Source organism: Bacteroidales bacterium, assembly GCA_041671145.1.
GTDB lineage: Bacteria > Bacteroidota > Bacteroidia > Bacteroidales > JAHJDW01 > JAQUPB01.
The window spans coordinates 115,244-139,640 of the sequence record JBAZBZ010000001.1; the positions used below are offsets into that span (position 1 = coordinate 115,244).

Consider the following 24,397-nt stretch of genomic DNA (forward strand, 5'->3'; position numbering starts at 1 on the left):
AAACCATTAATTTTTCAATCTTTTAATCTTTTTATTCTATAACATAAACAAGCATGTATTCATCAACAGCTTCGTAAAATATTTTGTATTTATTTTTCAAATTATTTAATTTGATATACCCTGTTATTTCTCCTTTTGATTTATATTCGAATGTTTCAACAAAAAAATTTTCGGCAAAAATAATGTTTCCTTTTCCATATAATTTAAAAAGTGATTCCTTTGCTCCCCAACAAACATAGAGTTTTTCGGAAATATTTTTATTTCCAATATTTTTTAATTCCTCTTCACATAAAAATTTCTCTTTTAACTTTTCAATTTTATGCTGCATCTTTTCAATGTCAATTCCCACATGATTATTTTTACTTATTATTACAGCAGCTTTTTTGTGTGAATGCGAAATGGAAATATTGTATTTTTTATTTTTTGTAAACGGTTTGTCATTTGGAGCATAAATAATTTCAATGTTTTCCTCCGGAAGTAATTCTTTTATAATAGCTCTTGCACTTAGCCAATGTAATTTTCGTAAATCATGTTTGAAAGAATTGTAAATTTCTTTTTCGTAAGAGGTTAAATTAATTTTCAATAACAATTCATCAATGTTTTCCTGAATATCCCAAACACCGATATAAGTATAATTGTCAATATTTTTTTTAAGCAAAATACCCATCAGATATTATTAAAATTAATATTTCAAGAAATGCTATAAATACTTTTCTCTGCGTCTTTGCGAGAAAATAAAATATTATTTAGAATTTTCGCAATAATTATCTAAATTTGCAATTCAATTCACAAAAATATAAAAATATATGGAAACAACTGCGACAGACACACAAATGAAATACAAAGTGAGAGACATATCACTTGCCGATTTTGGCAGAAAAGAAATTGATATTGCCGAAAAAGAAATGCCCGGCTTAATGTCACTCCGAAAAAAATATTCTGCTTCAAAACCTTTGAAAGATGCCAGAGTTTCGGGTTCATTACACATGACAATTCAAACTGCTGTTTTGATTGAAACCCTTGTTGAACTTGGAGCTGATGTAAGGTGGGCAAGCTGTAATATATTTTCGACACAAGACCATGCTGCTGCCGCAATTGCTAAAACCGGAGTTCCTGTGTTTGCGTGGAAAGGCGAAACTCTTGAAGAATACTGGTGGTGCACAAATCAGGCATTATCATTTCCCGGCGGCAAAGGACCAAATTTAATTGTTGACGACGGCGGTGATGCAACAATGCTTATTCATATCGGCTATCAGGCAGAAAATGATGCAAAAGTTCTTGACAGAAAAGCCGGAAGCACCGAAGAAGCTGTGATTTTGCAAACGCTGAAAACTATTTTAAAAGAAGACAACCAGAAATGGCATCGTGCAGTTGCCGAATTAAAAGGTGTTTCCGAAGAAACAACAACAGGCGTTCATCGTTTGTATCAAATGCTCGAAAAAGGCGAACTTCTTGTTCCGGCAATAAACGTTAATGATTCCGTTACAAAATCAAAATTTGATAATTTATATGGATGCAGGGAATCATTGGCTGATGGAATAAAGCGAGCTACTGATGTGATGCTCGCAGGAAAAGTTATTGTTGTTTGCGGATACGGCGATGTTGGCAAAGGTTGCTCGCGTTCAATGAAAAGTTATGGCGCAAGAGTTATTGTTACCGAAATTGACCCCATTTGTGCATTGCAGGCAGCAATGGAGGGCTTTGAAGTTACTACAATTGAAGATGCTTTAGCAGAAGGTGATATTTATGTTACAACTACAGGAAATAAGGATGTTATTACAATTGACCATATAGTAAAAATGAAAGACCAGGCAATAGTTTGTAATATCGGACATTTCGATAATGAAATACAGGTTGAAAAATTATTTAATTATCCCGAAATAAAACATTTAAACATCAAACCGCAGGTTGACAAATATATATTTCCCGATGGACATGCAATTTTCTTGCTTGCTGAGGGACGTCTTGTAAATCTTGGCTGTGCAACAGGTCATCCTTCATTTGTAATGAGCAATTCTTTCACAAATCAAACTATTGCCCAACTCGATTTGTGGAAAAATAAATACAAAATCGGAGTTTATAGATTACCTAAAGAGCTTGATGAGGAAGTTGCACGACTGCATCTCGAAAGAATAGGCGTAAAACTCACTAAACTTACAAAAGAACAAGCCGATTATATTGGAGTAAATCCCGATGGTCCTTATAAAGCTGAACATTACAGATACTAATTAGAGTTTGTATGTTTTAGCATAAAATTAATATGAAAAACATTAATAAGTGGGAACCCCAAAGATTCAGATTGGATAAAAAAGGAAAAATTATTGGTCCGTACATTGATAAAATAATTGGTTATGCTTACAAAAATGCCATTGAAAATTTCGCTAAAGGAAAATTAACAGATTTAGGTTGTGATATTGTTCCTTATTATCATTTTTATAAAAATTTAGTAACTGAAAATATTTGCATAGATATTAGAAATGATAAAAACGAAATTTCATTTTTGGATTTTGAAGCCGATTTGAATGAACCTTTGAATCTTGAAAGTAATTCTTTTGATACAATTTTATGCAGCGATGTTATTGAACATATTCGCAAGCCTTATGATTTATTTTCAGAAATAACAAGGGTTTTAAAACCAGATGGACATTTAATTATAGGTGTTCCGTTTCTTTATTGTGTTCACGACAGTCCGCACGATTATCACAGATACACTCATTTTATGCTCAGGGAATTTTGCAGAATAAATAATCTTGAAGTAATAAAACTTGAAGCTTATGGCGGGATACCTGAAATATTATTTGATTTAACTTATAAAGCCGTTAATTATTACAACTTTCCCATGAAAAAAATAATTTGTAATATTCTTGAAGGTACAGGAAAACTTTTTTATAAAATAAAACCGGTAAGAAAATTTTCGGATTTATCTAAGCCCATATTTCCCATGGGATACATACTTGTTGCTAAAAAAATCTAATAAATTTTTAGGTTAAAATTTATATACTTCAAGAGTTTGTCTAGAAATATTTTCCCACGAAAGTTTATTGTTTACAGTACTGATTGCGTTTTTACTCATTGCTTCATACAAATTATTATTGTTTATTAATTCAATTATTTTTTCTGCAATAGCTGTTTCGTTTTCCGTTTCAACAATATAACCATTGATGCCATTCTCAATAACTTCGGGTAATGAACCAACATTAGTTGCTATAACAGGCACCCCATAAGCCAGTGCAATTGCAGCAACTCCACTTTGCGTTGCTTCAATATAAGGTAAAACACAAATGGAACACTGATTAAAAAGTTCGTCAGTTTCTTCATTGGAAATACGATAATTTTTTATTATAAAATTATTTTTATTTAAAATCATTTTTTCATATTTTTCAAAATCTTCGCCCTTTCCGGCAATAACAAATTTAACATCGGGTATTTCTTTTGAAACAATAGGTTCGGCTTTTATAAAATATTCCAAGCCTTTGTATTTCCATATTCTTCCAAAAAAAATAATATGTTTTTTTTCTTTCTTAACTGTTTTTTTATTCCACTTTTTAAATAAACCTAAATGTCCGTGAGGAATAACAAATATTTTATCTGCTTTAATTTTTCTATATAAAATCATTTCTTTTTTCAGCACCTCGCCATGAACGATATATTTAGAACAAAATATTTTATTAAAAAATTCAGAAACCAACGCCCTTTTAACAATCATGTCGCCAATGTGGGGCTTAGGGTCGTGAACTGTATTGACAATTCTATATTTTAAAAGAAAAGGGTATGCTAAATAAAACCAGTGATGACCATAATGCTGAATGTGAATAGTTTCAGAATTGTGTTTATTTATTTTTTTTACAATATCAAAAATCATTTTTGAATTATCACGAATGCTTTTGTAATCAACCAATTCAAAAGGTTCAAAAATTACTTTAGGTGATATAGATTTTAGATGAATATCATCAATTCTGTTGGAAGGAAGCATCAATACAACATCAGCATGCTCCGACATTGCATTTGCAAGTTCAATCATGTATTCATAAAAACCGGTAGAAAATAAAAGGACTTTCATCGTTTCTTTTGATTTATTATACTCTGTCAGGTTAGGTCTTGTTTATTCTGCTTTCACTAAAAAATAATTCTTTTTTCCTTTTTGAACTAAAATATATTTTCCGTTTAACAATAAATCATTTTTTATGATTTGCGATTCTGTTACTTTTTCTTTGTTGAGCATAACTCCATTATCTTTCAATGTTCTTCGTGCTTCGCTTTTTGAAGGAAAAATATTTGTTATTTCGGTAAGAAAATCCACAATGTTTAAATCTTCTGAAAGCTTGTCTTTACTGATATTGCACTGCGGCACTCCTTCAAAAACCGAAAGAAAAGTTTTTTCATCAAGTTTTTTTAACGACTCTGTGGTTCCTTTGCCGAACAATATTTCCGAAGCTTCAACTGCCGATTTATAATCATTTTCAGAATGAACTCTAATGGTTACGTCTTTTGCCAATGCTTTTTGTAAAACCCGCAAATGCGGAGTTTTGAGATGTTCTGCTTCGAAATTTTCAACTTCTTCTTTTGAATGAAGTGTGAATATTTTTATAAATTTTACAGCATCTTCATCGGAAACGTTCAGCCAAAATTGGTAAAACTTATATGGTGAAGTTAAGTTTGAATCGAGCCATACACTGCCTTCTTCGGTTTTTCCGAATTTTCCACCGTCTGACTTCGTTATTAAAGGAGAAGTAAGGGCAAATGCATTGCCGCCAATTTTTCTTCTTATAAGTTCAGTTCCGGTAACAATATTTCCCCATTGGTCGGAACCGCCCATTTGCAGTTTGCAGTTTTTTGTTTCATATAAATGTAAATAATCATATCCCTGAAGCATCTGATAAGCAAATTCGGTGTACGAAATTCCTGTTTCAAGTCGTTTTTTTACCGAATCTTTTGCAAGCATATAATTTATAGTTATGTGTTTGCCAATGTCTCTCAGAAAATCTATTAAATTAAGTTTACTCAGCCAGTCATAGTTATTAATGATTTCGGCGGCATTGGAAGCATTTCCAAAATCAAGAATTTTTTCAAATTGTTTTTTTATACATTCCTGATTATGTTTAATAGTTTCCAAATCAAGCAGATTTCTTTCAGCCGATTTTCCGGAAGGGTCGCCAATCATTCCTGTTCCTCCACCAATAACTATTATTGGTTTATGTCCCGATAACTGAAAAAATTTCAGAAGCATTATTGATGAAAGATTTCCTATATGCATTGAAGTTGCTGTTGGGTCAAAACCCGTGTAAGCAACCGTCATCTCTTTATTAAGTTGTTCTTCCGTTCCGGGCATAACATCGTGAATCATGCCTCGCCATTTGAGTTCTTCTATGAAGTTCATATTGATTTTATTTGTTAATTAATGCTTGCAAAGATAATGGAAAAAACCAAAATATATTCCTTTTTTAAATTACGCTTTTTACGTTATGTAATTTGCGTAATTTCTAAATCCCTCTGATATCAGTTTCTTTCGAGCCATTTGAATTTAGAAACATTGATAAATGCAAAAAGGGTTTATCTTTTAAAAGATTTTCCGTAATTTTGCAAATGTTTTATTCTATAACTTTATTTTTTAAAAATGAAAATTACAGAAATTATAAGTAAAAGAATTCTTGTGCTTGATGGAGCAATGGGAACTCTTATTCAAAAAGAAAAACTTAATGAAAAAGATTTTCGTGGAGAACAGTTTGCAAATCATACGAAAGATTTAAAAGGAAATAATGATATATTGTCCTTAACAAAACCTGAAGTTATTGAAAATATCCACAGGCAATATTTTGAAGCAGGTGCCGATATTGTTTCTACAAATAGTTTTAATGCAAACAAAATTTCTCAGTCAGATTATGGTTTAGAAAAAATTTGCTATGAATTATGCTTTGCAGCTGCAAAAATAGCAAGAAAAGTTGCAGATGAATTTACAAAAAAGAATCCGAATAAACCACGCTTTGTTGCCGGTTCTATTGGTCCTACAAACAGAACTGCTTCAATGTCGCCTGATGTGAACGACCCTGGTTTTAGAAATATTTCTTTCGATGAGCTGGTTGAAGCATATACTGAGCAAATAAAAGGATTGATTGACGGTGGAGTTGACGTTTTATTATTCGAAACTGTATTTGATACTCTAAATTGTAAAGCAGCATTGTTTGCCGCAAACGAATATTTTGATAAAATCGGGAAAAAGATTCCGCTGATGGTTTCATGCACTATTGAAAAAAGTGGTAGAAATTTATCGGGACAAACTCTTGAGGCATTTTACAATTCCGTTGAACAAGCCGATTTGCTTAGCATAGGTATGAACTGTGCTTTGGGAGCAGAACAAATTCGTCCGTATTTACAGCAATTATCAAAAATCGCAAATTGCTGTGTGAGTGCACATCCGAATGCAGGTTTGCCAAATCAATTCGGAGCTTACGATGAAACTCCCGAAAAATTCACGAAAGTAATTGAAGAATTTTTTAAAGATGGTTTGGTGAATATAATTGGTGGTTGCTGCGGTACAACTCCTGAACATATCAGAAAAATTTCTGATGTTGCTTCAAAATATTCGCCACGTAAAATCCCTGTTATTACTGCCTTACCCCGATTCAGTGGACTTGAGCCGTTAACAATTTTCCCGAAAAGCAATCTTGTTTATGTTGGAGAAAGAACAAATGTTGCGGGGTCAGCAAATTTTAAAAAACTTATTGCTGAAAATAAATATGAAGATGCTTTAAAAATTGCACGGCAGCAAGTTGAAAATGGTGCTTTAATCATTGATGTAAATATGGATGATGCAATGATTGATTCCGAAAAGGCTATGGTTAAGTTTTTGAATTTGGTTGCTTCCGAGCCGGAAATTGCGAAAGTGCCTGTAATGCTCGATTCTTCAAAATGGTCAGTAATTGAAAGTGCATTGAAATGCTTGCAAGGGAAAGGAATTGTTAACTCCATAAGTTTGAAAGATGGTGTTGAAAAATTCAAAGAGAGAGCATTGAAAATAAAAAGATACGGTGCAGCAATTATTGTAATGGCATTTGATGAAAAAGGACAAGCCGATACTTTTGAAAGAAGAATTGAAGTTTGCAAACGTACATATAAAATTTTAACTCAGGAAGTAGGCATTCTGCCTCAGAATATAATTTTCGACCCGAACGTATTAGCTGTTGCCACTGGAATTGAGCTGCATAATTCTTATGCTCTTGATTTTATTAAAACAGTGAAATGGATTAAGGAAAATCTTCCAGGAACTTCTGTTAGTGGAGGCATCAGTAATCTTTCATTTTCTTTCAGAGGAAATAATGAAATACGTGAAACTTTACATGCTGCTTTTTTATATCATGCGGTTAATGCAGGATTGGATATGGCAATTGTGAATGCAGGAATGGTAAAGCCATACTCTGATATTCCCGAAGATTTGCTCGAAGCAGTTGAAGATGTTTTGTTGTTCAGAAAAGAAAATGCAACAGAAAAACTTGTTGAATTTGCAGAAAAAATAAAGAATACCGATAAAACAAAAACTAAAGAAGAAGAAAGCTGGAGAAAAGAACCGCTGGAAAAAAGAATTGCTCATTCGTTAATAAAAGGAATTACCGATTTTATTGAAGAAGATATGAATGAAGCATTGCAAAAATTTGATAGTCCGGTTAGAATTATAGAAGAACCACTGATGAACGCAATGAATAATGTCGGGGATATGTTTGGTGCCGGAAAAATGTTTTTACCGCAAGTAGTTAAAAGTGCAAGAGTGATGAAAGCAGCGGTAAGCATTCTTCAACCATACATTGAAAAAGAAAAAAAAGCAGCAGGAACGCGCGGAAAAATCCTTCTTGCAACCGTAAAAGGAGATGTTCATGATATAGGAAAAAATATTGTGGGTGTTGTTCTCGGATGCAACAATTTCGAGGTTATTGATTTGGGCGTTATGGTTCCGTATGAAAAAATTATTGAAGAAGCAAAAAAGCATAATGTTGATATTATCGGTTTAAGTGGACTTATAACTCCTTCGCTTGAAGAAATGATTTTTGTAGCAAAAGAACTCGAGAGAGAAGAAATGAAAATTCCATTACTGATTAGTGGAGCTACCACATCCACAGTTCACACAGCAGTTAAGATTGCTCCTAATTACAGCGGACCAGTTATTCATGTTCTTGATGCTTCGAAATGTGTATCCGTTTGCAATAATCTGTTAAATAAAGAAACCAGAAATAAATATATTTCAGATATAAAAAATGAATATGAAAAATTAAAAGCTCAATATTCAGCAAAGCAAAAAAGTAAAACATATATTTCGCTTGCCGGTGCACGTAAAAATAAGTTGCAGACAAATTGGGATAAAATAAAAATTACAAAACCATCCTTTCTGGGAACAAAAGTTTTTAAGAATTTTTCTGTTTCTGAAATTGCTGAATATATTGATTGGACACAGTTTTTTATTCAATGGAAAATAAAGGGAAAATATCCCGAAATATTTGAAGATAAAAAAGTTGGTATTGAAGCGAAAAAACTTTTCACCGGTGCACAAAAATTCCTGAAAGAAATAAGTGATAAAAATTTATTGCGGGCAAATGCCGTAATTGGTTTGTATCCTGCAAATGCAAATGCTCAAGATGATATTGAAATTTATAGTTTTGAAACAAAAGAAAAAAACTTTTTAGAAAAAAGAAATGAAGTCATATCTGTAATTCATAATTTAAGACAACAAGCAGAAAAAGAATCGGGGAAAAGTAATTTGTCTTTAAGTGATTTTATAGCACCGAAAGAAAACGGAATTTCTGATTACATCGGTTTATTTGCAGTTACCTGCGGATTGAATATTGAAGAAGCAATAAAAATTTATGAAATCAGAAAAGATGATTATACAATTCTCATGCTCAAAACCCTTGCAAATCGTCTTGTTGAAGCATTCGCCGAACTCATGCACGAAAAAGTAAGAAAAACTTTCTGGGGATATTCGGAAAATGAAAAACTTTTGCCTGAAAAATTATTTAAAAAAGAATATAATGGAATTCGTCCGGCACCCGGGTACCCAACATCTCCCGACCATACCGAAAAACAAATGATTTTTGATTTACTTGAAGTTGAAAAAAACACAGGTATTACATTAACTGAAAATTATGCAATGCTCCCACTTGCTTCAATTTGCGGATTTTATTTTTCACATCCTTTTTCAAAATATTTTGTGTTGGGAAAAATAAGTAAAGACCAAATTGAAGATTATTCAAAACGAAAAGGAATGAAAGTTGAAGAAGTTGAAAAGTGGCTTGCTACAAGTTTGAACTACTAAAATTTAGTTGTCAGAAAAAAGTTTTCAGTTTATAGTTTCGGGATTTGTAGTTTGTATCATTATTCTTTTTACAGTTTATTATTGGATACACTTAAAAAGTAAATAAAAATTACTTTTTGGAATAAATTAAATATTATATTTTAAACTTTTTTAACACCGAATGTAAAATATCGAAGTTTCTTTTCAAGTATGAACAACAAAATACCGAAACTTTAAACTGAAAACTGAAAACTTTTTTAAACGAATACCTAATGTCGAATATCGAAGTAAATATTAGAAAAGGAATAAAACAGGATTTACCGGAGATTCTTAAATTAATAAAAGAACTTGCGGAATATGAAAAAGCCCCGCAAGAAGTTACTGTTACTCTTGAAGAACTCCAAAGAGACGGCTTCAATGAAAATCCCGTTTTTGAAACATTTGTTGCAATAGTGAATAATGAAATTGTTGGAATGGCTTTTTATTTTTATTCTTATTCAACATGGAAAGGGAAATGTGTTTATCTCGAAGACATAATTGTAAAACAACAATACCGTCGATACGGAATAGGGAAAAAATTATTTGAAGAAGTAATCGAAAAAAGTAAAGAAATAGGAGCAAAACGAATGCAATGGCAAGTTCTAAATTGGAATACTCCCGCAATAAATTTTTACAAAAAGTATGATGCAAATCTTGATGAAGCATGGATTAATGGGAAACTCACGGAGAAGCAGATAAAAGAGTTTAAATAAAATGTTTGTGGTTTGTCGTTAAGCTCTGTTTTTCCTCATAGCTCGCGGCTCGTAGCTCGAAGCTATTTTTAAAAAAAATAATTCTATGAGTGATATTGATAAAAAAATACTAAATTTTATTAAGAATCATCATGTTTTCACACTTGCCACAAGTTTTGATAATAAACCCTATTGCTCAACAATGTTTTATGTTTTTCTGGAAAAAGAGCAAATGTTTGTTTTTACTTCCGACAATGACACAAAACATATTGAAGATATTTTAAAAAATAAAAATGTGGCAGGAGCAATCGCCCTCGAAACTTCTGTTATCGGCAAAATACAGGGAGTTCAATTTACAGGAACAATTAAAAAATGTGATGGTGATTTTTTTGATTATGCAAAAAAGATTTATTTAAAAAGATTTCCAGTCGCTGTATTTGCAAAATTAACTCTCTGGGGAATTAAAGTTGATTTCATAAAACTTACCGACAACAGATTAGGGTTTGGAAAAAAGTTAGTATGGGAAAAAATTGCTATTAATTAGAGTTTGTCCATAATGTCCGATTTCTTCGTTACTCTCGACTTTATGAATAGTTCAGGACAAAACCGAATTTTTTCTGTAGAATTTAAGATTATAAATGAATATAGAACCTATCAATGCAGGTATTGCAAGATTTATAAGCCACAATGAAAACGAAGCGGTAACAATTCCTATTGTATTTACTGAGAGTATTCCAAGAAAATATAATGAAACGGAACCCCGAACTCCTATTTCAGTCAACGCCATTGTTGGTATTGCAGCTATTACAAAATATATCAGTGAAATCATCATTAATCCCTCAGATAAAGAAATATTGACATTAAAAAAAATAAGTAAAACATAAAACTGAACTGAAAACACAATATATCTGCATAAACTTAACAGCAATACATTCAACAATTCAATACGGTTATAATTTGAAAAAACAAAATAATATTTTTCGAATCTTTTTAATGTGGGTATTTTGTTCAACAGTGTTTTTAAAGAAGAAGTGTTGATAAACAGAAGCACCAATATTATTGCTGTTGCAAGTATCAATACAATAAGAATATAATAAATATATGAATTAACATGGCTTTGCAAATCAGAATATTTTAAAATAAAATAAAAAAGTCCTGCTATACCAACAATAATTGTAATCAATAGCTGTGCTGTACTTCCGATAATTGTAATTAAAAATGCTTTAAGCTGATTTTGTTTTTCAACATAAAAAACTTTTCCACCGAATTCACCAAATCTGTTTGGAGTAAAAATACTGAAAGTGGTGCCGGAAAAAATTGCCTGCAATGACTTCAGTAAAGATATTTTTTCTATTTTCCCGATTAAATATTTCCATTTAATTGCTTCGAGAAACCAGTTGGCAAACATCATAAAAAGCATAACTGAGGAAATTAAACAACCTTTTGTTAGTGATATTTTGGGGAAGTTATCAAGTATTGTATTAAAATCGTTTTTATAAAATATTTCCCTGTAAATAAAATAAAATGCAGATATGATAATAAATGTTTTTGCAGTTATATCAATAGTTTTGTATATTTTATTTTTACGCATCAATTAAATACTCTTTTCTTTTTTAGGAAATAAAATTGATAAAATAATACTTATAATTATTATAAAAAGAATAACACATAATGAATGTACGGTATTAAAGCCCACTTCCTTCAGCCAATGATTAAAAATCATTTTCAGCCCTACAAAAGTAAGAAGAACAGATAATCCGTGTTTAAGATAATAAAATTTGCCTATAATATTTATTATAAGAAAAAACAGTGAACGTAATCCGATTATTGCAAAAATATTTGAAAAGAAAACTATATATGGGTCTTTAGTAACCGAAAAAATTGCAGGTATCGAGTCAACAGCAAAAATAATATCGGAAAATTCAATAACTAAAAGTGTCAGGAACAAAGGGGTAATAAATAACTTTTCGTTTTTTCTTATAAAAAAATTTTGCCCCACAAAGCGTGGAAATACAGAAAAATATTTTGATGCGAATTTAACTACCGGATGTTTCTGAGTTTTGATTTTTTCTTTTTTATTTCTCGAAATAAACATCCTGACTCCCGTGTAAATCAATAGCAATCCGAATAAATAAAGAATCCATGAAAATTTCTGAATTAAGGCAGAACTTAAAAAAATAAAAATAAACCGCAGCACTATTGCTCCTGCAATTCCATATAACAAAACACGTTTGTAGCATTTGCGATTAACTCCGAAAGAGTAAAAAATAAGTATTATAACAAATATATTATCTACCGACAATGCATACTCTATTAAATAACCGGTTATGAATTCGAGTGAAAGATTATTTCTGTATAGCTGCAGATTTTCAGAAAAATTATTATTACTTAAAGTAATCGGATGAAGATATTTTTCGGTAAGATTTCTTATGTCTTCCGTGCTGTTTACATCATGCATCCAGTTGCCTTTGAACTTCAGAAAAACATAAAAAACCAATGCAAGTGAAATCCAAATAACACACCATATAAGCGATTCTCTGAATGATAAAGCATGACTTTTTTTGCTGAATATACCAAGGTCGAGCAAAAGAATAAAAACTATTGCAATTAAGAAAATCGAGAAAAATGAAATTTCATTTAAAAACATGAGTAAAATTTTAATGACTTTATGACTTCTGCTTGTGGGTAATCAAAATTTACCACAGATTCACAGATTATCTATAAAGTTAATAAGTAGCCACAAATTTAAAAATATAATTTGATTTTAATAGTTCTATGATATTTTGTATAGTAAAAATAAAAACGCCACAGATAACAATAAAAATAATGACTAATGACTATTTGCCATTAACTTGAAGTACTCGAAGTACTTTAAGTGAATCTGTGTGATTTTTTATGAAAGCGACTGTGTGATTTTTGAAGATTCTTCAATCACTTTTTCATATTCGGCAGGTGAAAGGTCATTATAAAAATATTGAACCGGATTTATTCTTTTTCCGCTCTTCCATACTTCATAATGCAAATGCGGTGCTGTGGAAATACCGGTACTCCCAACGTATCCAATTAACTGACCTCTTTTAACCTTTTGTCCGTGATGAACCACCATTCTGCTCATGTGTCCGTAAAGCGTTTCGTAGCCGAAATTGTGATTTATTACGCAAACTATACCATAACCGCTGAGATTTTTACTTGGGGATTCAACTGTACCGTCGCCGGTAGCAAATATTGTTATTCCTCTTGATGCAATAATGTCAATACCTGAATGCATTTGCAATGTTTTATAAATAGGATGAATTCTGTATCCAAAGCCGGAAGCAATTTGCCTTGCTCCGTTTTTAATGGGAACTATTGCAGGAATTGAAGCAAATCTTATTTCTTTTTCTTTTGCCATTTTATAAACTTCATCAAAGGACTTGGATTGAATATAAAGCTGACGCGAAATTTTATCAATATTTTTCATTGATTCCAAAACAAGTTGCGAATTATCATAATCCTCAAGTTCAGCATATCGGTTCACACCGCCGTATCCTGCTTTTCTAACGCTTTCGGATATCGGTTCCGCTTCAAATATTAACCGGTAAATATTATTGTCCCTGTTTTCAATATCATCAAGCACAACCGAGAGTTTGTTCAAACGTTCGTTTAATATTACATATTTTGATTTATACAAATTCAGTTCTCTCTCAAGAATTCTTTCCTTAGGTGAATCAACAACATTATATAAAACAACAAGTGTAAGGGTTGAAAAAACAATACCTGAAGCTAAAAAAGAAAATATTTTTAAAAATTTTTCTTTTAAAGTTGTTTTAACCTTTTCGTAAGAAAGCGACTTTGTATTAAAATGATACCTGACCTTAGCCATTAAATCTAATAATATTTACGATTCGTTATTTGACAAAAATATGGATAAAAAAATGAAATTTCAACTTTTTTATAAAATATCTGTGGTTTACAGTTTTAAAGCCAATAGTTACCAGCCAATTATTGACAACAACTTCAAACTATTTTAATATCAAAGTTTTTTTATTATATTTGAAATATATTTATTTTTTTATGTTCAGAAATTTTATTTTAAGTATAGTTTTATTATTTTCTTTCACTTTATCAAAAGCTCAAAGCATAGAACTTTATGATTCCACAGGACTTTTAGTAAACGGTGCAATAATTGATTTTATTGGCGATACATCATACACTTCCCATATATTCGTAAAAAACATCACATCAAGTTCGATTTTAGTTAAAGTTAAAAAAGTGGAACTAAGCTTAATCTCCGGCTCATATAACACTTTCTGCTGGACAGCATGCTATGATAGTTCAATTCATGTTACAAAATTTGGAAAAACAATTCCTGCATACTTCACAGATTCATCAAGTTTTGAAGGATATTATTATCCACACAAAAATTATGGCACTTCAATAATAATGTATACTTTCTTTGTTGCCTCCGATTCTTCCGATTCTGTTGCAGTAATTGTTCATTACAATTCCTGTTTGAATCATATAAGTGAATTGAAAAATAATATTTATGTTTTCAAAATTAATCCTAATCCTGCTAATAGTTTCGTTGAAATTAATCACTCGTTACCAAATGAATTTGAAAATACTTCTTTCATTTTGCGTGATATTCTTGGTAAAGAAATAAAATCTTTCAGAATTCCCGACAAAAAGGGAACAATAACTTTGCAAACATCTTCACTTAATGACGGAATTTATTTTTGTACAATTGTTGAAGGAAATAATGCAATATTAACCCAAAAGCTTATTGTGAAGCACTAAGCTCTTCATTATTACTATCAATATCCGGCTCATCTTTAAGATTTTTCAGGTATTTCACGATTTTTATTATTAGAGAATTCATGCATACATTATCTCTGTTGTTAAGTGAAATTACCGTAATATTATCTTCAAATATTTTCAGATAATATGTTCTATAACCTCGCCACCAACCAAAATGATAAACTATTTTCCCGCCGTCAACAAATTTTAGCCGCCAACCGAAACCATATTCTTTTATACAATTTTTTCTCGAATTTTTATTCGGGAAAAATGCTTCCTTGAGCGTTGACTGTTTAACGAGTTTATCGGTACACAATGCACAATCGAACTTATATAAATCATCAACCGATGAATAAACGCCTTTATCGCCAACAATGTCATCTAGGTAATCATGAACTTCTTCACCATATCCTCTTTTCAAACGTGTGTATCCGATTGCATAATTTTTTATCGAACTAAATTTTGATTTATTATAAACAAAAGAATTATTCATTTCCAGAACATCAAAAATATTTTTTTTTACAAACTCGCCAAAAGATTGTTTCGAAACCTTCTCAACCAGCAACGCCAGTATTGCGTAGTTCGTATTGCAGTATTTGAATCTTTTTTCGGGTTTAAACTCAAGTTCGATATTATTTTCAGCAAATAGTTTCATAATATCGTTGTTTGAAAAATCAAGATTTCTGTCCCTGTTATTTTCAGCAACGTAAATATAATTCTGCAAGCCGGAACGATGATTCAGCAGGTCTCTCACAGTTACTCCGTCGTAAGGAAAATCACGGATATATTTTTTTATATCATCATCATAATTTATTTTTTTACGTTCTTCAAGCATCATCACGGCAATTGCCGTAAAAATCTTTGAAACCGATGCTAACTGAAAAGAAGTTCGTGTATTTAATTTTTCTTTTTTTCTGAACTCTGTATTTCCAAATGCATTTTTATAAATAACATGCCCGTTTTCTGCAATTAAAATTGCTCCGTTAAATACTTTTTTTTCATAATTGCTTTCAAGCAAACTATCGAGCCATTTTGCTTTATTTAAATCCGAAAAAGATTTTATGTGATTTCTTAATTTGCTTTCGGCAATATTAATTTTTTTCGCTTTAGCATCGGTTGATTTGTTTTGCGGATTGTTGCAGGAAAATATTATAAGTAATAAAATAAAAATAAAGTTTCTGTTTGTAATTAATTTAATCTGCGTTGTTCGTAAAAAATGTTTGTAGTTTGTGGTTTTTAGTTTGTAGTTAATTTGCATTTTTCTCATAGCTCGTGGCTCACAGCTTTTATTGTATTACTATATTTGGTTGGATAATCACATTGCATTCTTCAATTTCACTTTTAGTTACTGTTTTCTCCGAAGAACAAAAGTCCGCTTAAAATAAGTTTTGTATAAATTATTGTATTTAAAAAATATTTATCATTATCACCAAGATGGATTTTTTTATAACTGAAATTAGCTCCTACATTTAAAAATAATTTTTTATTTAATATCATTTCCAGACCAGTGCCTGCAAATAGTCCAAATCCTATTCCGCCCTGACTTATATTGTAATATGCATTATTGTAACTTACAATGCTATATGTTAAACCTTCAATCTGAACTTCTGATTTCAACACTTTAACATTATTCATATTTACACCAAATTCAAAATATGGATTTATTTTTTTATTAGTAAATGTTTTTGAAATACCGAGATTCAAGTCCAACCTCTCTTCTTGTCCAATTATAGGATATTTTCTGATAACTGGCTCGGAAATTTGTGTGGAATGGTCGTCAACCACAATTGTAATATAATCCGCAGCTTTTAATTTCGAATAATATGATTCTAAAAAAAAAGAAATTTGATTTTTAAAAATCTTCCTAATATGAAAACCCACGCTTATCGCCGCATCATATTTCATATTTTTTGGCAATGAATTTGTGTCAACAAAAAAATCTTTACCATCAAAATTTTGTCTTATTGCCTGATAATTATAAGGGGTTCCAATTATTGCCGCTTTAAGATTATTTACTCCACTACCATTATAAAAACCGGCAGTATTTTTATTTGCAAAATAAGAGCCAAAACTAACTCCCATGTAAAAGCCCGACAATTTCTGCGTTGTATCTTTTTTATTTATTCTTATATCAAAAGAAAAACAAAAATTTGCTTCAAATATAAAAACTGATAAAAGAAATATTATTGCTGATTTTCTTAACATGATTAATTTTTATAGAATACAAAAATAGAATTTAAAAGCTTTACTAAACTTTAAAAGTTTAGTTAGAGTTTGTCCATAATGTCCGATTTCTTCGTTATTCTCGTTTTAAAAACCAGTCATTTACTACAGTAAACTCCTGATTTTTAAAACTTCGAAAGCCTCGAACTCGAACATTCTGAACCAAACTCTCGACTTTATATACAGACACTAGTTAATCTATACCACAATATTCACAATCTTTCCCTGAACAATAATAATTTTTTTAGGTTGCTTACCTTCGAGCCATTTTTTTAATTCATCCTTTGCGAGGACTTCCTTTTCAATTTCTTCATTTGTTAATGATAGCGGTAATTCCATTTTAAACCGCAGTTTTCCGTTAACCGAAACCGGATATTCAAAATTATTTTCAACAAGATATTCCTCATTGAAAACGGGAAATTTTGTGTATGTTATGCTTTCTTTGTTTCCGAGTAAATGCCAAAACTCTTCGGCAATATGCGGTGCATAAGGCGAAAGTAAAATTGCTAAATCCTGCAAAATAGTTCTTTTATTACATTTCAAATCCGAAAGTTCATTAACACAAATCATAAAATTACTCACAGAAGTATTGAAAGAAAAGCGTTCAATATCGTCCTGAACTTTTTTAATTGTTTTATGAAGAACTTTAAATTCGGCTTTTGTCGGCTGTTCATCTGATACAAAAAATTTATTTTCTTTATCGTGATATAAACGCCATAATTTTTTTATAAATCTAAAAACACCTTCAATTCCGTTCGTATCCCATGGTTTGTGTTGTTCTAACGGGCCCAAAAACATTTCATATAAACGTAATGTATCAGCTCCGTATTTTTCAACCAGATTATCGGGGTTTATGACATTATGTTTTGATTTTGACATTTTTTCAACAAGAGTTTCCATTTCAACAAAATTTTCATTAATAAAATCTGGAATCTTCTCATTTATTTTTAAACAATTAAACCAATATTCGATATTTTCTTTTGTCGGAATTTTAATTTCAGTACCAGAGTAATATTTTGGCTTATCTTTTAAAAGCTTTTTCAATCCTTCATTTGTTAAAATATATCTACCGTTAGTATATTCAACATACTCAACAGGAACATAATATTTTGTTGCCGTAAAAGTAAAATGATTTATTTTCCAAGATGTTGGTAAAATATAACTTAAATCGGGATTTATAATTGCTATATTAACAAGCATACTAACTCCTTGTATCATTCCCTGGTTAATCAATTTCTTAAACGGTTCATCTTTGCATACCAAGCCCAAATCGAATAAAAATTTATTCCAGAAGCGTGAATAAATTAAATGTCCTGTTGCATGTTCAGCACCGCCAATATATAAATCCACATTATGCCAATATTCATTTGCTTCTTTTGAAACAAGTTCATTTTTATTTTTCGTATCCATATACCTCAAGTAATACGCACTTGAGCCGGCAAAGCCGGGCATGGTGTTTGTTTCCAGAGGAAAACCTTCTTTTGTCTGCCAATTTTTAGCACGTGCAAGCGGCGGTTCACCTGTTTCAGTGGGTAAATATTTATCAACTTCGGGAAGCACAAGCGGCAATTCATTTTCATCGAGAGTATAAGGAATACCATCTTTGTAATAAACCGGAAATGGCTCGCCCCAATATCTTTGGCGGCTGAAAATTGCATCACGCAAACGATAATTTATTTGCCTTTCTCCTATTTTCATTTTTTCAACTTTGGCAATCACAGTTTGCATTGCATCTTTCACTTGCATACCATTTATAAAATCGGAATTTACAACAATGCCTTCTTTCGCTTCATATACTTCCTTTGAAATATCACCACCGGAAATCACTTCAATCGGAGCAATCTCAGGATATTTATTTTTAAAGAAATTTGCAAAAGCATAATCTCTGGCATCATGCCCCGGAACAGCCATTACAGCACCAGTTCCATAACCTAATAAACATAATCGGCAATCCATATCGGAATTTCTTTTCCCGAAAAAGGATGAATTGCGAATGCACCGGTAAATTCACCTGTAATCCTTTTTACATCCGCCATTCGTTCTCTGTCGGAACGGTTTTTTGATTCAATAATATATTTTTCTACTACATTTTTTTTATCGGCAGTTGTGATTTTTAACACAAGTTCATGCTCCGGAGCTATTGCCATATAAGTAACTCCGAAAATCGTATCGGGACGTGTTGTAAAAATCGGCAAAAGTTCTTTATGTCCTTTTAATTTAAAATTTATCAATGCTCCTTCCGATTTTCCGAGCCAGTTTCGCTGAACTTCTTTGATTGAATCACTCCAGTCAATTTCATCAAGACCTTTTAGTAATCTGTAGGCATAAGCTGTAATTCGCAGCAACCATTGTTTCATTGCTCTTCTTTCAACAGCATGCCCTCCGCGAACAGAAACACCTTCGGTTACTTCATCATTTGCCAATACTGTTCCAAGTGCGGGACACCAGTTTACCATTGTGTCTGCCAGATATGCCAAACGGTAGTTCATCAGCATTTCCTGTTGCTGTTTTTCGCTCATAGCTTTCCATTCAGATGCAGTGAATTTTTTCTCATCGCTGCAAGCAGCATAAACTTTGGTATTTCCGTGCAACTCAAATTCATTTATTAAATTTTCAATTAATTCAGCTTTTTCATTTTTTTTATTATACCACGATTTGAAAAGTTTTATAAAAACCCACTGTGTCCACTTGTAATATTCAGGGTCACAGGTTCTCACTTCCCTATCCCAGTCAAATGAAAATCCCAATTTATCAAGCTGTTCACGATAGCGTGCAATATTTTTTTCGGTAGTAATAGCAGGATGCTGACCGGTTTGTATGGCATATTGCTCTGCCGGCAAACCATAAGCATCATATCCCATGGGGTGAAGAACATTGTAACCTTTCAATCGCATGTAGCGCGAATAAATATCCGAAGCAATGTAACCAAGCGGATGACCAACATGCAAACCGGCTCCCGAAGGATAAGGAAACATATCCAAAACATAATATTTCGGGTTACCGGATTTATTTTCAGCTTTAAAAGTTCTATTTGTACTCCAGTATTTCTGCCACTTCTTTTCTATTTCATCGAAATTGTATTCCATAAAATCAGTAGTAAATATAAAGTATTAAGTCGTTAGAAATTAATATTGCAAATTTAGAAAAATTTCTTTTAAATAAAGTATAATCATATTGCGTTATATTCTTATAGCTCTTAACTATTTAGAGTTTGTCCAGAATGTCCGATTTCTTCGTTACTCTCTTTTATGGACAAGTACTATTTATAAACATTTTAATAAAACATAAAATTAATTTTAAAAAAAATCATTTTTTTCTTGCATATTTAAAAATAATGTTTTATTTTTGTCCTATAAGTTATATAGGATAAAAAGGATATAAATTTAAAATACTAAAGTCAAATCATTTGCAGAATTTATACAAATGGAATTAATCCAATATTTATATCATCTTAATATTATTTTAATTAAATTATTCTCTTAAAAAAATATTTTTCAGAATTAATAATACTAACTAAAATATATTCTAATGAAAAAGAAAATTTTAATAATAGATGATGATAAAGACCTTACACGGTCTTATCAGGTTATGATTGAAAACTCAGGTTTCGATGTAATAACTGCTCAAAACAGCAAAGAGGGTTTTGAAAAACTCGAAAATGAAAAACCCGATTTGTTGATACTGGATGTGATGATGAACTCGAATCTCGAGGGATACAATTTGCTGCATATAATTAAAATAAATGACAAATTTAGAGAACTGCCTGTTATTATGCTTACAGGAATGATTGATTCGCTTGGTGTAAACTTAAAATCAGGTGTTGAGGACGATGAAATGTTTCCGAAAGTTGTTTTCAGGGACAAACCTATTAGTCCAACTGAATTGATTTCTTTAATTCACTCTCTGACGGAATAGTTTTAATTTTTTTTAAATATTTATTTATGCAGGAAAATCCCAAACCCAAATATTTCAATTACACTGAATTATTTATTAAAGTCAGGTGGGTTGCTGTTTTACTGTTAATAGTATCTGCATTTATAGTAAAAAATATTTTAAAAATTAATATTCAAGAAGTACAAATTTATTTCCTTTCTTTAATTTTAATTATTTTAAATTTCCTTTTCTTTTTTTATAAAAAAAGTATAATTGAAGAAAATGGAAAATTTATAAAAAAAATAAAACAACTCATACACTTTCAGGTTTCGTCTGACTTAATAATACTTACACTTATACTTCATTTTTCAGGAGGAGTAGAAAACCCATTCATTATTTATTATATTTTTCACATGATAATTGTGAGTATAATTTTTTCACCAAAGGAAAGTTATACGCAAACTTGTTTTGCTCTATTTTTAGTGGGAACTCTTGCGTTTCTCGAATGTTACTCGGTAATTCCTCATTACAAACTTATAGGATTTGTTGATAATAATTTATACTTCGATAAATTTTATCTTTTTACCACAGGATTTGTATTTGTTACAACTTCAATTATAGTGGTTGCGTTGACAAATTTTATTGTTTCCGAATCAAGAAAAAACGAAGAAGCATATTTGAAAGCAAATGAAGAACTTAATTTGAAAGATATTTTAAAAAATGAATATGTGTTAAGAGTTACGCACGATATTAAAGGACATCTTGCAGCAATAAAAAGTTGCCTTGATGTTGTTTCTGATAGAAATATTGCAGGTTCATTAAATAGTATTCAAGAAGAATTTATAAATCGTGCAGGTTCCAGAACCGGAGTTCTTGCCGATTTCGTAAAAGATATTTTAAATATCACGAAAAAGAGATTGGAAAAATCAAATGTTAAAAATGAATTTGTTTTTAAGGATGTGATTGACAAAACAACTTCTTCAATTAATGTAAATATAAAAAGTAAGAAGATAAATTTTATCACCGAAATTGATAAAAACATAAATGTAATATATGGAAATTCTTTATTAATAGAAGAAATGCTGATTAATCTTTTATTGAATGCCATTAAATACACACCTGAAAATGGGACAGTAAAGCTTATAGTAAAAAATCGAATTGACGATATAATAATTGAAGTATCGGACAATGGAATTGGAATTCCAGAATATGAAACTGACAGGATTTTTGATGAATTTTTCAGAGCAAGCAATGTGATTAATGATACGTCAACAGGAACAGGATTAGGATTATCAATTGTCAAACAGATTGTTGATGACCATAATGGTAAAATATGGGTGGAAAGCATTCTCGGAAAAGGTTCTAAGTTCACTATTATTTTGCCTAAAAAACCGGAAGATTTAATCGTAAGTAAAATAATTTAAATAATAAAAATAAAGTCATAAAAACTTGCTTTAATAAAAAATATGTTGTATCTTTATCCTATTTATTACATAGGATATATAGGTTATAAAATTGAATAAAATGAAAACTTCAAAATGGATATTTATAGGAGTACTTTTAATATTAGCGTTTATTACTCCCGTTTCCAAAACATTAAAATTTGATAAACAGAAAAGTAGAATAGTTATAGCAGGTACATCAAATTTGCATGACTGGGAAGAGACCATAACAAAATTTGATGGGGAGTTGGTGTTGAATACAGATGAAAAAGTTGTAAAATCATATAACTCGGTTAATCTGAATTTTTATTCCGTAAGCATAAGCAGCGGCAAGTCCATTATGGACAATAAAACAAAAGAAGCATTAAAAGCGGAAAAGTTTCCTGTTATAAATTTCAGGTCGCAACAGATAAAAGAAGTTAGAGATATGAATAATAAAAAGCAGGTTGTGGTATTTGGAAATCTTACAATAGCTGGAGTTACAAAATATATTGATGTCGGAGGATTCAACACCGTAACAACTGACGGAGGAATACTTTTTGAAGGCAAAAAAAACATCAACATGTCGGATTTTGGAATAAAACCACCAACAGCATTGATGGGTACACTTGTGGTAGGAAATAAAGTATCAGTAATATTTAATATTTATTTCAATTAAAATTATGTATAACTTAAATTAATAAACTATGAAAAAGATTATAACTATGCTGGCAACAGGAATATTAACCTTTGCTGCTAATGCACAAAAAAACGATACCACAATTTACAATTATGGTCTTGGTTTTGAACAAGGAAAGGTGGATGCTTCAAAATTCACAAAAGTTAAAGCTAATATCGGAGGTGATTTTGTTCTGCGGTTTCAGTCACTTAAATCCCATGCCGACTCAGCAATGGTTCCTCTCGGAGGCAATATTAATTTTCCATCGGCAAACCTGAATGTAAATGTGGACATGGCTCCGGGTATTATGGTAAATCTCACAACTTACCTTGCTTCACGCCATCATCAGAATACTTATGTTGAAGGTGGTTATATTTTAATTGACCAACTTCCTTTTCTGAAAAGTAAAGTTGCGGATGATATTATGAAATATGCAACAATAAAAGTCGGCATGATGGAAATTAACTATGGAGATGCACACTTTCGCAGGTCTGATAATGCGAGAACATTGAATAACGCATTTGTAGGAAACTATATTCTTGATGGATTTGCAATTTCTCCGGCACTTGAATTATATTTTCGTCATAAGGGAATTCTTGTTATGGGTGGTTTGACAAATTGTGTTACAAATCCGAATACAGGAGGTTACATTGCTGCGGGAACAAGCAAATACACCGCTCCTTCGACCAAATATCCGGCTTCATATACGGCATATAACTTAAATAAAATTCTTGGTTATTATTTCAAACTAAGCTACGATAAACAAATAAATAAAGATATAAGAATAAGACCTTCGATATCCGGTTTTATTTGTAATTTCACTCCGGCAGGTGCTTTGTATAACAGCGACCGTGCCGGCTCTCCATATAACGAAGTAATGAATAAGAAAAGTTTGGGTTTATCATCTTACGATGCTACAGCAAATGTTACAAACGGTTATTTCGGTACAGGTAATTACTCAAAAGATAATTCATATATGTTTAATTTATTTGCTCAGTTCTATGGATTCGAAATATTTGGAACTTATGAACAGGCAAAAGGAAATACGGGACTATCGCAAACATTTAATGTTGTTCCATACACAATTATAAATAATTCACTTGAAGGATTATATTATTTTGGGAAACACAGGCAATTTGATGTTGGTGTAAGATACACCGCTGTCAGAAAAAGTGCTATTCCTGCTTATGGAACTTTTGATGATGTAAAAGGCACCTATGCTGTTCCTGCAATTGCAGCAATGCAAACAGGAAGATTGCAGGCAACTTTAGGATGGAGATTGACAAATAATATTATGACAAAAATTGAATATTGCAAACAGACATATTCTAACTTTTTAACGTATGGAACAGGAGCAACACCATTTTTTGAAGGCGTGATTGCTGAAGCAGCTATATCATTTTAAACAATTAAATTA

Annotated in this window: 18 protein-coding genes and 1 pseudogene; 10 read left to right on the top strand and 9 right to left on the bottom strand. The window is 31.1% G+C overall.

The window, feature by feature from the left end; all coding sequences use genetic code 11:
* Positions 1-31 precede the first annotated feature (31 nt).
* On the bottom strand, positions 32-667 hold the full coding sequence (locus tag WC223_00445; GenBank protein MFA6922697.1) for a 4'-phosphopantetheinyl transferase superfamily protein: 636 nt from the start codon (positions 665-667) through the stop codon (positions 32-34).
* A gap of 139 nt (positions 668-806) precedes the next feature.
* On the opposite strand from WC223_00445, the gene ahcY reads away from it, so the two are divergent.
* On the top strand, positions 807-2,228 hold the full coding sequence (gene ahcY / locus WC223_00450; GenBank protein ID MFA6922698.1) for an adenosylhomocysteinase: 1,422 nt from the start codon (positions 807-809) through the stop codon (positions 2,226-2,228).
* A gap of 32 nt (positions 2,229-2,260) precedes the next feature.
* The gene (locus WC223_00455) at positions 2,261-2,974 is read left to right on the top strand and encodes a class I SAM-dependent methyltransferase (GenBank protein MFA6922699.1); all 714 of its coding nucleotides are present in this window, start codon (positions 2,261-2,263) and stop codon (positions 2,972-2,974) included.
* A 12-nt stretch (positions 2,975-2,986) separates the two neighbouring features.
* Here the strand turns inward: WC223_00455 and WC223_00460 are convergent, their stop codons facing one another.
* A complete protein-coding gene (locus WC223_00460; GenBank protein MFA6922700.1) occupies positions 2,987-4,060 on the bottom strand; it encodes a glycosyltransferase family 4 protein in 1,074 nt (357 codons plus the stop codon).
* A 42-nt stretch (positions 4,061-4,102) separates the two neighbouring features.
* Positions 4,103-5,377 carry a tyrosine--tRNA ligase gene (gene tyrS, locus WC223_00465; GenBank protein MFA6922701.1) on the bottom strand — a complete coding sequence of 425 codons (1,275 nt, stop codon included), beginning with the start codon at positions 5,375-5,377 and terminating at the stop codon, positions 4,103-4,105.
* A gap of 237 nt (positions 5,378-5,614) precedes the next feature.
* On the opposite strand from tyrS, the gene metH reads away from it, so the two are divergent.
* The 3 genes from metH to WC223_00480 all read left to right on the top strand — a co-directional run bounded on the left by metH (position 5,615) and on the right by WC223_00480 (position 10,552).
* A complete protein-coding gene (gene metH / locus WC223_00470; GenBank protein MFA6922702.1) occupies positions 5,615-9,298 on the top strand; it encodes a methionine synthase in 3,684 nt (1,227 codons plus the stop codon).
* Between the two features lie 251 nt (positions 9,299-9,549).
* Positions 9,550-10,029 carry a GNAT family N-acetyltransferase gene (locus WC223_00475; protein MFA6922703.1) on the top strand — a complete coding sequence of 160 codons (480 nt, stop codon included), beginning with the start codon at positions 9,550-9,552 and terminating at the stop codon, positions 10,027-10,029.
* Positions 10,030-10,114: 85 nt separating this feature from the next.
* Entirely contained in the window at positions 10,115-10,552 is a 438-nt protein-coding gene (locus WC223_00480) for a pyridoxamine 5'-phosphate oxidase family protein (protein ID MFA6922704.1), read from the top strand.
* 51 nt (positions 10,553-10,603) lie between these two features.
* On the opposite strand, the gene WC223_00485 is transcribed toward WC223_00480, so the two are convergent.
* The 3 genes from WC223_00485 to WC223_00495 form a co-directional block, all read right to left on the bottom strand.
* Entirely contained in the window at positions 10,604-11,599 is a 996-nt protein-coding gene (locus WC223_00485; protein ID MFA6922705.1) for a lysylphosphatidylglycerol synthase domain-containing protein, read from the bottom strand.
* 3 nt (positions 11,600-11,602) lie between these two features.
* On the bottom strand, positions 11,603-12,655 hold the full coding sequence (locus tag WC223_00490) for a TerC/Alx family metal homeostasis membrane protein (GenBank protein MFA6922706.1): 1,053 nt from the start codon (positions 12,653-12,655) through the stop codon (positions 11,603-11,605).
* A gap of 246 nt (positions 12,656-12,901) precedes the next feature.
* The gene (locus WC223_00495; GenBank protein MFA6922707.1) at positions 12,902-13,870 is read right to left on the bottom strand and encodes a M23 family metallopeptidase; all 969 of its coding nucleotides are present in this window, start codon (positions 13,868-13,870) and stop codon (positions 12,902-12,904) included.
* Positions 13,871-14,061: 191 nt separating this feature from the next.
* On the opposite strand from WC223_00495, the gene WC223_00500 reads away from it, so the two are divergent.
* The gene (locus WC223_00500) at positions 14,062-14,784 is read left to right on the top strand and encodes a T9SS type A sorting domain-containing protein (protein ID MFA6922708.1); all 723 of its coding nucleotides are present in this window, start codon (positions 14,062-14,064) and stop codon (positions 14,782-14,784) included.
* Here the strand turns inward: WC223_00500 and WC223_00505 are convergent.
* The 3 genes and pseudogenes from WC223_00505 to WC223_00515 all read right to left on the bottom strand — a co-directional run bounded on the left by WC223_00505 (position 14,768) and on the right by WC223_00515 (position 20,093).
* Positions 14,768-16,051 carry a serine hydrolase domain-containing protein gene (locus WC223_00505; protein ID MFA6922709.1) on the bottom strand — a complete coding sequence of 428 codons (1,284 nt, stop codon included), beginning with the start codon at positions 16,049-16,051 and terminating at the stop codon, positions 14,768-14,770. The genes WC223_00500 and WC223_00505 overlap by 17 nt on opposite strands.
* 74 nt (positions 16,052-16,125) lie before the next feature.
* Positions 16,126-16,989 (bottom strand): hypothetical protein, encoded by an 864-nt coding sequence (locus WC223_00510; protein ID MFA6922710.1) that lies wholly within the window; start codon positions 16,987-16,989, stop codon positions 16,126-16,128.
* A gap of 216 nt (positions 16,990-17,205) precedes the next feature.
* Positions 17,206-20,093: pseudogene (locus WC223_00515) on the bottom strand (class I tRNA ligase family protein).
* Positions 20,094-20,535: 442 nt separating this feature from the next.
* Here WC223_00515 and WC223_00520 point away from each other — a divergent pair.
* The 4 genes from WC223_00520 to WC223_00535 all read left to right on the top strand — a co-directional run bounded on the left by WC223_00520 (position 20,536) and on the right by WC223_00535 (position 24,385).
* Positions 20,536-20,922: a response regulator gene (locus WC223_00520; protein MFA6922711.1), complete on the top strand. Its 387-nt coding sequence runs from the start codon at positions 20,536-20,538 to the stop codon at positions 20,920-20,922.
* A gap of 26 nt (positions 20,923-20,948) precedes the next feature.
* Positions 20,949-22,304 (top strand): HAMP domain-containing sensor histidine kinase, encoded by a 1,356-nt coding sequence (locus WC223_00525; protein ID MFA6922712.1) that lies wholly within the window; start codon positions 20,949-20,951, stop codon positions 22,302-22,304.
* Positions 22,305-22,404: 100 nt separating this feature from the next.
* The gene (locus WC223_00530; protein MFA6922713.1) at positions 22,405-22,980 is read left to right on the top strand and encodes a YceI family protein; all 576 of its coding nucleotides are present in this window, start codon (positions 22,405-22,407) and stop codon (positions 22,978-22,980) included.
* Positions 22,981-23,008: 28 nt separating this feature from the next.
* Positions 23,009-24,385: a hypothetical protein gene (locus WC223_00535; protein ID MFA6922714.1), complete on the top strand. Its 1,377-nt coding sequence runs from the start codon at positions 23,009-23,011 to the stop codon at positions 24,383-24,385.
* The last annotated feature ends 12 nt before the right edge of the window (positions 24,386-24,397 follow it).